The following is a 14602-nucleotide window of genomic DNA, read 5'->3' on the forward strand; positions in this document are numbered from 1 at the left end:
TTAGCGTTGCCGCCGGTCTTCCGGGGCGCGCCCCGGAGGACCGGCGGCACGTCATCACCGATACTGCTCTCGATGGTCGAGAGGGGAATGGCGGTGATCAAACTCGGGGAGATAGTCATGATCTTGGATATGCACCGGCAGGGGCTGTCGGTGTCAGCGATCGCCAGGCAGACCGGTGTCGATCGAAAGACAATCCGCAAATACATCAAGCGTGGCCTTGAGGCCCCTGCCTACGGACCAAGGAAGCCGCGGGCGACGGTGATTGATCCATTCACCGCCTATCTGCGTGAACGGGTTGCTGCCTATCCCGGCCTTAGCGGTCGGCGGCTCCTGCGAGAACTGAAGGATCGTGGGTACGCCGGTGGCTACACTACCGTCACGGACTTTCTCAGAGACGTTCGTCCGACCTCAGAACCCGGCTTTGAAGTTCGGTTCGAAACAGCTCCCGGCGAACAGGCCCAGGTGGATTTCGCCCAATTCCATGTCGTCTTCACCGACGAGCCGGCAACCCCCAGGATCGTCTGGCTGTTTTCTATGGTGCTGGGCTATAGCCGTCTCATCTGGGCGCGCTTTGCTATGCATCAGGATCTGCCGACGGTGCTGCGATGCCACGCCGCGGCGTTCGATGCGATCGGCGGCGTTCCGCGCGAGATCCTTTACGACCGAATGAAGACTGCCGTCATCGGCGAAGGCGAAACGGGCGGCATTGTTTATAACCGCGCTCTGCTCGATCTCGCCCGCCATTTCGGCTTTCATCCAAAGGCCTGCAAACCATATCGGGCCAAGACGAAGGGAAAGGTCGAGCGACCATTCCGCTATATTCGTGAAGACTTCTTCCTGGCGCGCTCGTTTCGCAACCTTGATGATCTTAACACCCAACTGCGGCAATGGCTGGATGTCGTTGCCAACCCGCGCGTGCACGCCACAACGCAGCGCGTCGTCGTCGAGGCCTTCGCGGAAGAGCGCCTTCATCTGCGTCCCTTGCCACTGGCTCCGTTCCGATCGGTTCTGCGGCTTGAGCGCAGGATATCCCGAGAGGGCATGGTGAGCGTTGGTGGAAACGCCTACAGCGTGCCCGACGCCACCAGAAGGCGGCTCGTCGAGGTTCACACCTTGGCCAATGAGGTTCGAATCTTCGAAGACGGCGCGCTGATTGCTGTGCATCCGGTGTTGGAAGGTCGCCATCAGCGCCGCGTCGAACCAGGACACAGAACCCTTCGCTCACCGCCGCGATCGCGATCGCGCGTCAACAATGACGAGATCATTCTTCATGGATCCGGAGACCGGGTCACACAGCGGCCGCTCGCCTTCTACGACGCCGTTGCCAGAGCCATGGCCCAGGAGAACCGCCCATGAGCGCCGCTCTCGATGCCGTGCCGTCGATGATCGACCGCATTCGCCATGACCTTGTCGGCTTGAAGATGCCACGTGCCCTTGAAGCACTCGACCATATTGTCCGCCGCCTGGAGCATGGCGAGCTGTCGGCGCTCGAAGCGATCGACATTCTCCTTTCCGAAGAGCTGACCCTGCGCGAGAACAGCCGCATAAAAACGGCGTTGAGGATGGCTCGGCTGGCAACCATCAAAACGCTCGCCGGCTTCGATTTCTCTTTCCAGCCCTCCCTCGATCGCGATCGGATCTTCACGCTCGCGCAACTGGGTTTCGTCGAAAGGCACGAGGCCGCCCATTTCCTCGGGCCGCCAGGAACTGGCAAAAGCCATCTGGCTATCGCGCTCGGCGTCGAAGCTGTCAAAGCGGGCAAGAGCGTCTACTTCTGCACCTTGGCCGATCTCATTGCAGCGCTGTCCAGGGCCGAGCGCGAGGGACGGCTGCAAGAACGCATCCGCTTCTTCTGTAGGCCAAGTCTGCTGATCGTCGACGAGATCGGTTATCTCCCGGTCATCGCCGGCGGCGGCAATCTGTTCTTCCAGCTCGTCAACGCCCGCTACGAGAAAGGGGCAATGATCTTGACGTCCAATCGCGGCTTTGCAGAGTGGGGCGATGTTTTTGGAGACGCCGTGGTCGCTACCGCGCTTCTCGACAGGCTTTTGCATCATGCCGTCGTCGTTCAGATCGAAGGATCAAGCTACAGGCTGCGACAGCATGCCGAATTGATGCCTGAACACGTCCGTTCGAAAGCCCTGATTACTCCCCCGTCCTTCGCGCCACCATCACGGCCGCGCGGTCGGCCACCGAAAAATACCCAATTCTCAATGCCGTCCGAGACGGCATAATTGGGGAATTTTACTTCGGCACTTTTGGGGAAATTTCACCCGGTATTGACACCTGCAGCAGGGCTTGCTGGATCAGCCTGTCGACGACGCAAGGCACGCCGAGCTTTCTGACCCCGCCCTCCGGCTTGGGGATTTCGACCCGCTTGACCGGCTGCGGCTGGTAGGTTCCCTTGAGCAATCGATCCCGAATGCTTGGCCAGTGCTCACGCAGGTAGCCCTTGGCGTCGTCGATGGTCATCCCATCCACGCCTGGACCGCCCTTGTTGCTTCGAACGCGTTTCCACGCTGTTTCCAGATTCTCTCGGCTACATACCGTCTCCATTAGCTGTTCTGTCCAAGCCGGGCTTTCGGGTGCGGACTTCGCCACGAGTGGTCTAACCCGATCCTGCCCCTTAACCTGCGCCCAGGATTTGCTGGCCGGCGTCGCCATCGTCGAGCGCGCCGGGCCTGCGGTGCTCGAGATGCTTCACGCCCGTACGATAGGTGAAAACCGCACCCGCTTCGGCATTGTCGTTGACTATCTTCTTGCCCAAACCCGTTGCCGTCCGGTTCACAGCAGTTGTGGTTAATTTGAGACTCAGTGCTCGGTCATTCTCGCAATTAAGCGCAGCGTCCCGTCTAAACAGGCGCATTCTTACGTTTAAGTGCAGTGCGACACCATGGGCTCTCGCCCCTCTCCCTTAGCCACACGAGGCGCGCCAGCTCACGTGTCGTAGGTGCGCGCCACGGCAACCGCTTCATCTTGTCAACCAGCCGCTCCAGCGATCCTGCGTTCCAGGTCCGCAAAGAAATGATGCGGCGTGACGCTACCGAGACGGTGCATCTCGGCCAGGTTCCACACATACGGATAGGCGACCATGGAAATCGGATCGAGGCGAGGCCTTGGACGGTTCAGCCTTGGTCAGAATGCCGCCGCCCACGAGCCGATCAGCCTTCTCGATGATTTGACGCACCCTCGTTTTCGACAGGCTATGTTCCTGCGCCAGGTCGGCGAAACTCTTGCCCTTCAGAAAGCCTTCGACCAAGGCGACGTTCGTATCGACGGTCGGGCTAAATCCCCAGCAGGCCCGCAGTTTTTCCAGTATCATCAGTTCGTTCATCCGGTTGTTCACGCCCTGGCTCGCTTCACGAAAATGGGGCTGCTAAAAGCCTCAGCGTTCATTCGTTCCCCTCCACCTGCTCCATAGCCAATTTGCACGACCCGGGCCGCATCGACGCCCGCCGACCATTGCAGAAATGTGCTGTCAGGGCGATGACGATTCAAGAGGAAGAAGATGCGTGATCTGCATCCTCGGTAAGCAGTTCGGCTGCGCATCACCGCGAAGTCCGGCGAAGCCTGCTCAGGCATCTATCTTCCTTCCTGGCCTGATCTGAGGAGAACATACCCCCGGGTGCCGTCATTCTCTAACGGCGGATGAACCACACAAATTGAAAGGCTCCGATTAACTGCCGAGCCACAATATGACCGCCTGCGAAGTGAGGGCCCGCATGAACTGCCCGATGACCGCCGACGCAACCTCGCAGCTTCGTGAGATCTGACCGGCTGACAACTATTTGCCAAGACATTCCTGATGCGGCGGCTATGCACGGAACTGAGCATCTGTTCAGGGCCACGGATGTGCTATACGGCTTTGATGGCTATTGGTTCGATGTTGCGCCGGCGCTGGCTGCCGGAAAAGAGCTTTCCATCCTATGCGTATCTGCCGGGCAGGCAACCGCATCCCGTGCGCGATCCCGCGGGACATAGCTACAATAGCGAAGCCATGCCGTTGGCGGCAGAGGCGTCGCTGGACTCAGACATATTCCTTTGGGGTCTCGACCTCTTCAACCATGGTTATTACTGGGAAGCCCATGAGGCGTGGGAGGGTCTGTGGCAAGTTGCAGACCGAGGCGTTCCGCTTCGGACGCTCTTCAAGGGATTGATCCTGTTATCGGCGGCCGGCGTGAAGATCCGCGAGGGCAAGCAGGCGGCGGCGATGCGTCATGCCGGACGCGCCGCGGCGCTTCTACGTCGGCTGAACATGGCGGATCATACCTTGGAGTGTGCGCTCGGCATGTCACCCGCAGCGCTCGCCGAATACGCAGAAGCCGCGGCACGGATCCCGGCAGCCTTGCGGGCGACAGCGCTCGGTCAGCCCCAACCCGTGTTTGACTTCATTCTCGGACCAAGCTCCGGCGAAAGGCCGATCAGCTCGCAAAAAAACAAACAGTCATGACGAACGACGAATGCCAGGTTTCGTTCACTTGGCCGTATTTTCGTGTAGCGCGGAATTTCGTCACGTTTGTTTCGGAATTACAAAAGCTCAAGACGGCATGGCTGCATATCGGTTCCGGCGCCTGGCAGCCGAAACGATTTCCGGGGCGAACGCCTATTAGCAATCGCTTATGGCGATACTTATGCTGCCAAGACATTTATTGCCTTCAGCTACAATCATCACTATGTAGCAAGACTTCGCCTGCTGTCTTCAAGCCACCCGGAGAATTTCATGACAGAAGAAGCCGATCACAACCTCGACGCCCTCATCGAGCTTACCGCCGATGTCGTCTCAGCCTATGTCTCGAACAATCCGGTCCCAGTGGGCGATCTCCCCGCCCTGATCGGCCAAGTACATGCAGCACTGAAAGGAACGGCCGGCAGCGTTTCCGCAGAACAGCCGCAGGCTCTCAAGCCTGCTGTTGCGATCAAGAAGTCGGTGATGGCAGACTACATCGTCTGCCTTGACGATGGAAAGAAGTTCAAATCGCTAAAGCGCCATCTGTCGACCCACTATGGCCTCACGCCGGACGAATATCGCGCCAAATGGGGCCTGCCGGCGGACTATCCCATGGTCGCGCCGAATTACGCCGCTGCGCGCTCGGCCTTGGCCAAGACCATGGGTCTCGGCCGCAAACCGAAAGAGTCGGAAACGCCGGCGCCGGCGAAGCGGACCGGCAAGAAGGTCGCAGCTTGACTTTATCGTCGAGGGTCGTTCTGGAGCGCGTAGCTGCTATCGGCATGATCTGCGCAGAATAGGAAAAGGAGGGAGACCAAACCACGCCTTACCTCGCGTGCATTCGCTCTTGCCGGGACGCAGGAGAAAATTTCAGCCAGTCTTCGCATAACCCACGCATCTACAAGGATCGCATCGTTGGCGACTACGCAGTCAATAGCACGCCATCACCATATCAGTGGCGGATCGGCCGCAGCCCGGCATGAAGCTGCAAGCATGGCTAATCGGTTTCCGTCACCGCGTACTCCAGCTGAACATCGACATCATGTGCGCCAACAGCCCGCAGGCCAAGGGCTGCCTCGAACGCGCCAACCTGGCGCTGCCGTCTTGTGAAGAAGCTACGCCTGGCGACATCAGCACGATCGACGCGGCGAACGCCTACGCGGCCGAGTTCGCTATCCCTTCGCCTCCCTCAATCCGCGCCATCGCGTCCGCCGCATCTCAACCGAAGCCGCAATCGTCAGCGGCTTCTCGCGCGAAAGGCCCGAGGAGCGCATGTTCCGGCTTCTTGTTCGCGTCGGGCTTAGCTGCAGTGCGGCCGATCAACGCCGGCACGCTTTTTCGGGAGGCCAAAGGCAGCGCATCGGCCTGGCACGCGCGCTCATGCTGCAGCCGGATCTGCTTGTGTCGCCGACGACCGCCGGCGCTCGACGTATCGATCCAGGCGCAGATCTGCCCTCCTTGCGGCAACGCAAAGGAGAGCAAAATGACCAGCACCATTAACCTCTACAGCCGCCAGCTACGCGATCTGCTGGAATTCCTCTTCCAGATCCATGATCCGACGAATGTCATCACCATTCAACGGCGCTGCGGTGATGCCTACAGTGGCTGCGACCACGAAAGCGGCACCAGCAACAAAGGAGCCCGCAACTCGCACCGTGAATCACAAAGTCGGCCTGCCGCAACCGAAACGCGCTAAGGCGTCGAGTGGCGGATCTGGAAACGGAGCGGAGGCGACAGCGTACGTAGCGGCTATCGACGCGCGAATTAAAGGTGTCGAAGAAGATTTGAAACCTAGCGCTGAACGCCTCAAGCAGACGGTCTCTCAGAAAGTCGAAAAGCTCGACCAAGCATCACCCACGAAACGGCGGAACTATCTCGACATTTTCGCAACGACGGTCCCCGATCCAGTCGAACTTGGGCTGGAGGCCGTGGAAGCCCCAGCATAAAGAGCTACGAATTGCGGGCTTTATGCGAAATTCACACAGCGAAGTGTAGCGCTCAGAAGAAAAGTGCAATGCCAGCGTATCCATACGGCCGAATACGGCCGAGACCGCGTTGGCTATGGTCTCGGGCGATTTCCTCGGCAGGTCTTGGCGGACCGTGACCGGGTAGCCAACCGCCTTCAGAGAACATCTCGATCAAGCGATCGCGCAAGACTCTAACCATGAAGACTCTCGTCATCTGCCACGGCGGACTGGATTCCGTTTCGCTTGCTCAAAGGTGGCGGCGGAACGCAAAACCTCAAGGCGGGCGATTAATGCTCGAGATTATTCAGCTTCGCCCGTTCAGGCGCTTCCGCGATCCAAACGAGGTGGCTTCGGTCTCCAACCCGGTCAGCGACAAGCTGGTCAAGGACCTGCCCAACCCCCGGATCAACTCACGATAAGAACGCCTGAGCGCCGCTGCCCGACCGGCCATCGCCAAGCGTATAAGCAGTTCGGGCCAGGAGCTCCCCGTCCTTCAGCGCCTTGATACCGCCTGTGCGATCGGCAAACCCTTCTCGGTAGCGGCCGCCTCGCGTGCTGCCACGGTGACCAGAGTACGGTAGGCGATCGCCCGGACATCTCGCAGCTCAAGAGCGGCAATGATCTCGCGCGCATGTTCCCGGCATGTTTCTTCACGTCGCGCATAGCGGCTGAAAACGGCAGAGCTGATCGGCGACTACCGAGATAGTTGCCTGAGGACGGAGCTTCGTCCGCCCGCAGAGGCCGCCCCAAGTCCCGGACCAACGCAAGCTGGATCGCAAAGTCCAACCGGCTGTGCGAACGGCAATGCCCTTGGCGAACGCAATATCCTCGACCGAAAGCGCATAGCGCGCCAAGGCCTCTTCATACGCTTCGGGTGGCGCAAACAGTGTGGCATGCGACTGCGCATCGAGGGAGGACATTGATCATACCCGCCCTTAAAGCGAGGTTTCAGGCGCTTCTTTCTTCGGGCCCGGTCCATCCCATCCGCCTCAGTGTACCGATAAGCTTGGATCGCGGCACTTTGAAAGTCCGGCAAATAGACGCCTTGCTGGCGCCGCCTTCGAGGGCAGCAACAATCTGATCGACCTTTCGGCGTCGATCACCGGAGGCCTGCCGCCTTGCGACCCCGCCGGCGCGCCGCGCACCATCGCCGCGGGGTCAAAATTATCCCTCGCGGACACTACGCGAAAATCACCTGTTCCCGTCAATCACCTAAATTTCTTAGACGGGTATCGTTGTAGAGATTCCCACAATGCCCCTTGAATACCGGATCACGTCCTCCTATTCCGGCGAAAGACGCTGGAATAGGCCGCGCTAAGGGACACCTGGTGTCAGGTTTGTTGACTCTGCGACACAGTTGCATTCGTCCCGGCTTCCTGCACTCGCATTCAAGCCTTTGAATATATCTCAAATTGCGACCCGGGGGCACCTCCTGCGGCTGGCACGGTTCTTGCGCGCTCCCTCGTCGCAAGGCGGCAGGATCTGCCGGCCGACTACCATGCCGAGTTTGATATTGCTCGATGGAGCGAAAGATGGAGGTGACATGAAAGAGGCCGCGCCCACCATTGAAAGGACGGGTTAAGGGAAATGCCATGCTTCGATATCTCAGACGCTGGTCGCGGTGACGCTGATATGAGCAGCGCTCTGACCGGAATTTTGCCACTCGGGGAGGGACGCTCAGCGCTGGCAGCCCGGTCTCCAGGCTGGATCTATCGCGACCTCGGGGTCGAACCGATAATCAATTGCACCGGCGTTCGTACCAGCTATGGCGGTTGCAATCAGACGGCCGAAGTTCTGGCCGCAATGGTGGCAGCGAGTGAGGCCTTCGTTGACGTCGACGAACTGCAGGAGGCTATCGCGCGCCGTCTATCCCGACTGACGGGCGCAGAATGGGGAATCGTGACCGCAGGGAGTGTCGCAGCCTTGAGCCTAGCGGTGGCGGCTTGCGTGGCGGGGAACAATCCCGAGAAAATGCTATTGCTGCCACACGACTTTGGAAGGACCGTTTTGGTCGCGTATGATCAACGAATGCCCTACGAGCATGCAATCAGAGCCGTGGGTTGCTCAGTTACTCCAATCAAAACCCCGTTGGAGATTGGAAACTATTCTTCGGAAAAAGCCGCCGCAATATGCTTGGTCGGCCACGATATTGCCGTTTCAACACTTCCGTTCGAAGAAACCGCCAGTTTCGCAAAGCGACAGGGCATACCTCTCATCGTAGATGCGGCAGGGCTCGCCCCCAGATTCCCGAATGAGTGGCTCGCCGGCGGCGCGGATCTGATCGTCCACTCAGGCGGCAAATATATCCGCGGCCCCCAGTCGACCGGCTTTCTTATTGGAGACGAAGCGCTTTGCCGCGCCGCCTTTTTGAACGGGCCACCGCACCAATCATTCGGCCGATCCATGAAAGTCGGGAAGGACGAAATGGTCGCCGCCTATGTCGCTTTGGAGCGCTGGGTGCAAGACGACGAGTTGAGCAGGAGAATGTTGAGTTGGCGCGATTGTATCCATGCCATGTTGGAACAGTTTCGGCTGAGCCCATTGGTCGAGATCGAGATTCTTGAGCCGGATGGCGCTTTCTGCAATCCGAGGCTAGCTATCTCCTGGGCCGATCTGGACCATCTGCCTACGGCTCATCTGGTAGCCGACCGCCTATCGAAAGCTCGGCCGCGCATTATTCTACATGACTACTGGCTTCGGCCACGACGAATTATCGTCGATCCGACGAACCTCACAATCGACGAGGCGCGGATCGTCGCGGATTCTATTATCGCCAGTCTATCCAAACCCCCTGATGAGTTTAGTCGATCGGCAGAGGAGCCAGCGGCAAATGTCGACGGCACGTGGGATATAGCGATTTCATTCCTATTTGGAGCATCACAGCATCGGTGGTGCCTTAAGCAGCTAGGAAACCATGTTACTGGGCGCCACTTCGGCGATCTGTCGTCAGGCCCGGCACGCGGGCAGATCCACGGTGCTTCAGTATCGCTAATAAGCGAGGTCGCCGGCGACCCAATGACTAGGCATTTCGCATTCGAGGGCACCGTGTGCAGAAACACGATGTCGGGTTCCGTGTGCCTAGGTGCAGCCACGGCGAAACACGCAGGGTCGACATTCAAGCGACAGTTTGGTGCCGCGACTTGGTCCGCTGTCCGGAGATCACCAGAACAAGAGCGGGAGTAACTCCATGACCGATCATCACAAACAGACGTTCGGAAACTTCTCCCTCGTGGCGGATTCCTACACGAAGCGCCCACCTTTTTCGGGATTGTTGCTCGAGTGGCTTGTCGATCATGTGCGTCGATCGTCCGCGGAGCCAATTTTTGCCGACATCGGCGCCGGCACCGGTGCGATTGCATATGCGTTGGCGGAGTTGGGTCTAAGCGGGTACGCCATCGATCCAGACGCTAAGATGGTGGCGGTCGGAAGCCGCTCCAGTTCAAAGTATTCGGATGTTACCTGGATAAACGCGCCGGGCGAGAGCACTACCCTTTCGGACTCATCGCTCGACTGGGTTTGTTACAGTTCTTCATTTCATTGGACTCAAACCCAGGAGGCGGTCCGTGAAAGCCTCCGAATCCTCAAACCAAAAGGGCACTTCACGATTACCTGTCATCTGCTCGATCTAACCACAGATCCTTTCCACATCGAAATCGAAAACCGCATCCGCCAGATGGCTCCGGCTCTTAGGCGCGCTCGGCCGCCGATAATGGCACAGATGGATACCTACGAGTCTATGCTCGGCCAACACCCTAACTTCGGCAATTGCCTCGCAATGGGAATTACCGAAGCAATTCCGATGTCGAAGGAGCAGTACGTAAATTATTGGGCAGGCTCCCACGACATTCCCAGCCAGACTGATCCAGCTTTGTGGCAGGAGATTCTTGAGATGATCGGGAACCTCTTCGTCCATCGCAGCCCGTCCGAACTTAGGTTCAGGTCGACAGCCTGGCATGTGCAGAGGAGATGATCTGGAATGCGTTATGGTCATCGAGCAACCCCAATTGCCGCTTCATGAGGCCGCAGAGCAAGACGACCGTTACATCTCGTATCGACGAATACGAGCGCGCCCGTGCTGCCGGCCCTACGTGGGATTTAACATCAGGGCCGTGGCGTCTCCGGGTCGTCTACGATGGCGAGTTCATTTATGGCGATGTTCTTCTCCACGAGGCGAATGGTGCCATCAACGGATCCCATCGCTTCGGAAACGTAGACTGCTGTGTGTTCGGTACAGCGACGGCAGGAATGGTAGCCATCATTCTATGCGATGTGCCGCAATTTTCTCGCAAACCGTGCGAGCTCATTGGACTGCTCGCGGATAATTTGCTCGTCGGCCACGCTAAACTTGGCAGGATTGTGGACGATCGGGCATTTGAACCCGATGTATCCTGCCTCCCGTTTTGCTGGCAGGGGGAACGGATGGTCGTTTAGGAGCGAGGGATGTCTAGCCTCGGCAACGAACACTCCACCGGGAACTCGATGGCTGGCGCATTTGGCACGGACGGCGTATCCGTTACCCCTCCGACTGGAACGATCGTCTTCGTCCTTGGCGTAGTGCAAATCCTTAGCTACGGAACGCTATATTATAGCGTGGCGAGCGTGTCGGGCGCCGTGGCTGAAGACTTCGCCGTGCCCGCCTCTTGGGTCTATGGTGCGTTCTCTCTGGCGCTTTTCGTTTCCGCTCTCTTGCCGACGGCTGCCGGCAGGCTGATGGACACCTATGGCGCGGGGCGGTTAATGGGCGTCGCCTCCATCGCGTCGGCAATCAGCTTGGCAATCGTCGCGAGTTCGCCATCGGCCGCCCTTTTTTTGGTCGGCCTGGTTGGGATGCAGATTTCATCGGTGTTTCTATTCTATGAGGCGGCATTCATATATTTGGTTCAATTTCACTCTGCGACGGCGCGGAAACATATCACGCAACTAACGCTGATCGTTGGATTTTCTTCGACAATATTCTGGCCGCTAACCGAATTTTTAACGGACGTTATGTCTTGGCGATTCGTCATGGCCGCCTATGCGACAGTCAATCTGGGGGTATCGGCGCCTATTAATTTTTGGCTTAACCACCAATCGTGTGCGCATCGGAGTGGTCCCACACGCTCCCTGTCTCAACCCCTTGAACTTGCGACGCAGAGACTGAGACCTGACGTCAATCGCCTCGTGATGTTCCTGGTGACGCTGGGCTTTACACTCACTACGTTCATCTTTTCAGCAATCCTCGCTCAGATGGTTCCGATTCTCAGCGCGCTTGGATTGGGTCCAGCCGCGGTCTTAATATCGGCCGTCTTTGGGCCCGCTCAAGTGCTAGTACGCGTTCTGGCAATAGGTTCGATTGCAAAGTGGAACGCGCTGGTTCTTACGCTGATTTCCTGCGTACTTGTCTTCGCGGCGCTCGCAATGCTTGCTGCAAGTTTCCCGCTGGCTCTGGGAGCAATTGGATTTGCTTTCATATTCGGCTTCGCCTCTGGGCTAAACAGTATTTGCCGCGGAACCCTTCCACTCGCTCTATTCGGCGAGGTGGCGTATGGCGCTCGCGTTGGGCGTATCGCCACCGTTCGCCTGACCGTAGCCTCCCTGGCGCCATTCATTTTTGCGATCAGCCTAGAAAGATTGGGCGGTGTTGGCGCTATCTCCTTTCTGCTCGTGACAGCGGCGTTGAGTGTCGCCGCTTTTCTGACAGTTGGCTTTCTCATGTCATCAAAGAGGTTCGTTGCACAAAATTGAACGGTGTTATCTTGGGCCGGTCACCTACAATTCGCCTTCTGGCTCAATGCAGAACTCCACGCGGTCAGCGCACCACCGGGTTTCTGAGTAACCTAGAACGGTGCCATCAAGGGCAACGTCCGTCTTCTTGGTTACGAGGATCGGGCGGGATTTTGGTTGGTTCAAACGCCGCGCTTCATCATTCGTCGGGAGGCGTGACCTGATCTTGGTACCACCACGCTTATATTCATGCACTCCCGCCTGCGCGTAGATTGCAGATATGCTTTTCAACTCACGAAAAACCGATGCTGCCTGCGGCAATCGCTTCCTGCAGAAATACAGATCACTGTTGGCAATGATTACCTCTCCCGACAGAGAGTCGACATTTAGTCTGAAAACCGGTGCATCCTGTCCTATCCTGAGGAAGTTACTTACTTCCTCAGTCGCCTCACACTCTTCTACAGACCGCAAGGCATAACGAGGCTCACGACCAAGCCGCTGCAGATTCTCGGTGAAACGCGATCGCTCGGAGAGGCGATAGTGAAGGATCGAGTCGTGCACGAATGTGCCCCGTCCCTGCTCTATGCGTACTAGCCCGTTCGCTTCAAGCATCGCCATTGCTTGTCTCAGTGTGTGTCGTCCAACGCCGAATTGCGCGATCAATTCGGGCTCGGTGGGCAGCTTTGTCCCGGGCGGATAGCGGCCGCTCGTGAGCTCCCCTACTAGCCACTCTTCAATTTGCTTCCATACGACTGGCCCGGGACGGCGCCCACCCCGTGGAGCTTCGTTTGGAAAGAAAGGTGTTGGCTGGCCAAGAATACGATTACGCACAGATGTGACACCCGTTGTCATAATGCTGAAATGATCCGGATGTTTTATCCGCGAAACCTCGCGAAGCCCGGAGTCTTATGATGCAATCACTGAAGCGCAGCCCACATCCGTCCAAATCCAAATCTCGCCCCCTCCAGCGGGTATCATTTCGTTCTACACGAATATTTACCTTCATAGCAGTCCTCTGCGGCGGAATCGCAACCCTGGGGAGCACGGCGACGAGCGCAACTCTCCGCGTTGCACACGAACTTGGCTACGGTGGCCGCGAATCATTGGATCCAATATCGCCAACGCGTTTCTTCCCGGCAATCCAGATGATTTACGATCCCCTCATCCAAACCGACGGAGTTGGCCAGCCAAATCCAGCTCTGGCTTTGTCGTGGTCGCATTCAGATGATCTGAGGGTTTGGACATTCAAGCTCAGAGACGGCGTGCGGTTTCACAATGGCGCATCGTTCGAGGCGCGAGATGTCGTCTATTCTCTGAAACGAGCCCTTAGTGCAAAGCTGGCGAGCCCAGTGAAGTCAGTATTGGGTATAATCGACCGCGTCGAGGCAGTGGATCCGCTGACTGTGCGAGCTGTTCTGCAGCAGCCGCATGCCGATTTTCCACGTCTTCTCATGGACTACCGTGTCAAAATTGTCTGGGCTGGAAACCACCCGGAGGACACCGACTCGCCGAACAGCACCGGTGTTGGAACCGGGCCATTTAAGGTCGAGCAACTACAGCCCGGTGGAACGACCGTCCTGGCGGCCAATAGCGCTTACTGGGGCGGAGCCCCGGGGGTTGATCGCATTGAGCTCATTGGAATCGCCGACTCCGACACGCAGACTCAGGCATTGCTGGCAGGTCAGATCGATATGGCCACGGTCGCCGCCAAATCTGCCGCACTTTTCGCGGACCGGGCCGGTTTCGTGGTTCAACGCATCCCAACGGGCGCGTGGAATCCGATCGTCATGCGGACCGACACGAAACCTTTCACGGATGTCCGCGTTCGAAAAGCTTTGAAACTAATAGCTGACCGGCAAGCGATCATTGATACTGTCGCAGGCAGAGGAAACGGCGTTATTGCATGCGACAATCCGCTTTGGCCTGGCGATCCGTACTATGATCCCAGTATAAAGTGCCCTGCCGACGTTGACGGCGCAAAGCAACTTCTAAGCGAGGCCGGTTTCAAAGATGGTCTGACCTTAGATTTATACACCTCAGACGTGAACCCCACGATGGTGCAGGTGGCTCAAGTCTACCAGGCCCAAGCGGCAAAGGCCGGAGTCACCGTGAATATCAAGGTCGCGCCATCCAATGGCTATTGGACCACGGTTTGGCTGAAGCGGCCATTTCTGGTCGGGAATTGGGGGCAGCGACCAGCAGATCAGGTTCTAAATGAAGTGTTTCGATCTGGCGCAAAATGGAATGAGACTTTTTGGGCGACGCCGGAGTTCGACGCGCTGCTAGATAAGGCTCGCCGCACACCTGAGTTCGGTGAAAGACGAAAGCTATACCAGCAAGCTGCCCGTATGCTTACGGACGAAGGTGGTTCTATCATCCCCTTCTTCTTGGTCCAGGCGCGGATCGTCAGCGAAAAACTTGGTAACGTTCCCACAGTGCCGGACATCTCGTTCGAATGGAACCTCGTCACCAAGCGCGACTAGGG

Annotated in this window: 15 protein-coding genes; 10 read left to right on the plus strand and 5 right to left on the minus strand. The window is 57.8% G+C overall.

The annotated features are described in order from the left end of the window. The first annotated feature begins 93 nt into the window (after positions 1 to 93). Positions 94 to 1356: an IS21 family transposase gene (istA, locus tag IHQ72_RS32485; protein WP_258123774.1), complete on the plus strand. Its 1263-nt coding sequence runs from the start codon at positions 94 to 96 to the stop codon at positions 1354 to 1356. Continuing rightward, on the plus strand, positions 1353 to 2234 hold the full coding sequence (gene istB, locus IHQ72_RS32490) for an IS21-like element helper ATPase IstB (RefSeq protein WP_258118938.1): 882 nt from the start codon (positions 1353 to 1355) through the stop codon (positions 2232 to 2234). The genes istA and istB overlap by 4 nt, the downstream gene beginning before the upstream one ends. Before the next feature lie 10 nt (positions 2235 to 2244). Here the strand turns inward: istB and IHQ72_RS32495 are convergent, their stop codons facing one another. The 3 genes from IHQ72_RS32495 to IHQ72_RS32505 form a co-directional block, all read right to left on the minus strand. After that, on the minus strand, positions 2245 to 2472 hold the full coding sequence (locus IHQ72_RS32495; protein WP_309508717.1) for a hypothetical protein: 228 nt from the start codon (positions 2470 to 2472) through the stop codon (positions 2245 to 2247). A gap of 154 nt (positions 2473 to 2626) precedes the next feature. Then, a complete protein-coding gene (locus tag IHQ72_RS32500; protein WP_258119839.1) occupies positions 2627 to 2767 on the minus strand; it encodes a hypothetical protein in 141 nt (46 codons plus the stop codon). Between the two features lie 273 nt (positions 2768 to 3040). Then, positions 3041 to 3334, minus strand: a complete 294-nt coding sequence (locus IHQ72_RS32505) for a hypothetical protein (RefSeq protein WP_258119840.1) — start codon at positions 3332 to 3334, stop codon at positions 3041 to 3043. A gap of 549 nt (positions 3335 to 3883) precedes the next feature. Between IHQ72_RS32505 and IHQ72_RS32510 the strand changes: the two genes are divergently transcribed. The 4 genes from IHQ72_RS32510 (at position 3884) to IHQ72_RS32525 (ending at position 6833) form a co-directional block, all read left to right on the plus strand. Continuing rightward, complete coding sequence (locus tag IHQ72_RS32510) at positions 3884 to 4450, plus strand: DUF309 domain-containing protein (protein ID WP_258119841.1); 567 nt, start codon at positions 3884 to 3886, stop codon at positions 4448 to 4450. Between the two features lie 270 nt (positions 4451 to 4720). Further along, on the plus strand, positions 4721 to 5185 hold the full coding sequence (locus tag IHQ72_RS32515) for a Ros/MucR family transcriptional regulator (protein ID WP_258119842.1): 465 nt from the start codon (positions 4721 to 4723) through the stop codon (positions 5183 to 5185). A 241-nt stretch (positions 5186 to 5426) separates the two neighbouring features. Then, positions 5427 to 6143, plus strand: a complete 717-nt coding sequence (locus IHQ72_RS37430; protein WP_441338641.1) for a hypothetical protein — start codon at positions 5427 to 5429, stop codon at positions 6141 to 6143. 561 nt (positions 6144 to 6704) lie between these two features. Then, on the plus strand, positions 6705 to 6833 hold the full coding sequence (locus tag IHQ72_RS32525; RefSeq protein WP_258119844.1) for a hypothetical protein: 129 nt from the start codon (positions 6705 to 6707) through the stop codon (positions 6831 to 6833). A gap of 74 nt (positions 6834 to 6907) precedes the next feature. Here IHQ72_RS32525 and IHQ72_RS32530 read toward each other — a convergent pair whose 3' ends face one another. After that, positions 6908 to 7102: a DUF4158 domain-containing protein gene (locus IHQ72_RS32530; RefSeq protein WP_309508979.1), complete on the minus strand. Its 195-nt coding sequence runs from the start codon at positions 7100 to 7102 to the stop codon at positions 6908 to 6910. A 944-nt stretch (positions 7103 to 8046) separates the two neighbouring features. Between IHQ72_RS32530 and IHQ72_RS32535 the strand changes: the two genes are divergently transcribed. The 3 genes from IHQ72_RS32535 to IHQ72_RS32545 all read left to right on the plus strand — a co-directional run bounded on the left by IHQ72_RS32535 (position 8047) and on the right by IHQ72_RS32545 (position 12138). Beyond that, positions 8047 to 9597, plus strand: coding sequence for a PLP-dependent transferase (locus tag IHQ72_RS32535; RefSeq protein WP_258119845.1), 1551 nt, complete (start codon positions 8047 to 8049; stop codon positions 9595 to 9597). 4 nt (positions 9598 to 9601) lie between these two features. Then, complete coding sequence (locus tag IHQ72_RS32540) at positions 9602 to 10384, plus strand: class I SAM-dependent methyltransferase (protein WP_258119847.1); 783 nt, start codon at positions 9602 to 9604, stop codon at positions 10382 to 10384. Positions 10385 to 10854: 470 nt separating this feature from the next. Then, positions 10855 to 12138, plus strand: coding sequence for an MFS transporter (locus tag IHQ72_RS32545; RefSeq protein ID WP_258119849.1), 1284 nt, complete (start codon positions 10855 to 10857; stop codon positions 12136 to 12138). 24 nt (positions 12139 to 12162) lie between these two features. Here the strand turns inward: IHQ72_RS32545 and phnF are convergent, their stop codons facing one another. Continuing rightward, positions 12163 to 12969 carry a phosphonate metabolism transcriptional regulator PhnF gene (phnF, locus tag IHQ72_RS32550; RefSeq protein WP_258119850.1) on the minus strand — a complete coding sequence of 269 codons (807 nt, stop codon included), beginning with the start codon at positions 12967 to 12969 and terminating at the stop codon, positions 12163 to 12165. A 293-nt stretch (positions 12970 to 13262) separates the two neighbouring features. On the opposite strand from phnF, the gene IHQ72_RS32555 reads away from it, so the two are divergent. Beyond that, positions 13263 to 14600, plus strand: coding sequence for an ABC transporter substrate-binding protein (locus tag IHQ72_RS32555; RefSeq protein ID WP_258119852.1), 1338 nt, complete (start codon positions 13263 to 13265; stop codon positions 14598 to 14600). The last annotated feature ends 2 nt before the right edge of the window (positions 14601 to 14602 follow it).

Origin of the sequence: Mesorhizobium onobrychidis, assembly GCF_024707545.1 — a bacterium.
Classification (GTDB): domain Bacteria; phylum Pseudomonadota; class Alphaproteobacteria; order Rhizobiales; family Rhizobiaceae; genus Mesorhizobium; species Mesorhizobium onobrychidis.

Coding starts and splice junctions, on each gene's coding strand:
- istB (WP_258118938.1), top strand. CDS start 1,353: ATGAGCGCCGCTCTCGATGCCGTGCCGTCGATGATCGACCGCATTCGC.
- IHQ72_RS32495 (WP_309508717.1), bottom strand. CDS start 2,472: ATGACCATCGACGACGCCAAGGGCTACCTGCGTGAGCACTGGCCAAGC.
- IHQ72_RS32505 (WP_258119840.1), bottom strand. CDS start 3,334: ATGAACGAACTGATGATACTGGAAAAACTGCGGGCCTGCTGGGGATTT.
- IHQ72_RS32510 (WP_258119841.1), top strand. CDS start 3,884: ATGTTGCGCCGGCGCTGGCTGCCGGAAAAGAGCTTTCCATCCTATGCG.
- IHQ72_RS32515 (WP_258119842.1), top strand. CDS start 4,721: ATGACAGAAGAAGCCGATCACAACCTCGACGCCCTCATCGAGCTTACC.
- IHQ72_RS37430 (WP_441338641.1), top strand. CDS start 5,427: ATGAAGCTGCAAGCATGGCTAATCGGTTTCCGTCACCGCGTACTCCAG.
- IHQ72_RS32525 (WP_258119844.1), top strand. CDS start 6,705: ATGCTCGAGATTATTCAGCTTCGCCCGTTCAGGCGCTTCCGCGATCCA.
- IHQ72_RS32535 (WP_258119845.1), top strand. CDS start 8,047: ATGAGCAGCGCTCTGACCGGAATTTTGCCACTCGGGGAGGGACGCTCA.
- IHQ72_RS32540 (WP_258119847.1), top strand. CDS start 9,602: ATGACCGATCATCACAAACAGACGTTCGGAAACTTCTCCCTCGTGGCG.
- IHQ72_RS32545 (WP_258119849.1), top strand. CDS start 10,855: ATGTCTAGCCTCGGCAACGAACACTCCACCGGGAACTCGATGGCTGGC.
- phnF (WP_258119850.1), bottom strand. CDS start 12,969: ATGACAACGGGTGTCACATCTGTGCGTAATCGTATTCTTGGCCAGCCA.
- IHQ72_RS32555 (WP_258119852.1), top strand. CDS start 13,263: ATGATTTACGATCCCCTCATCCAAACCGACGGAGTTGGCCAGCCAAAT.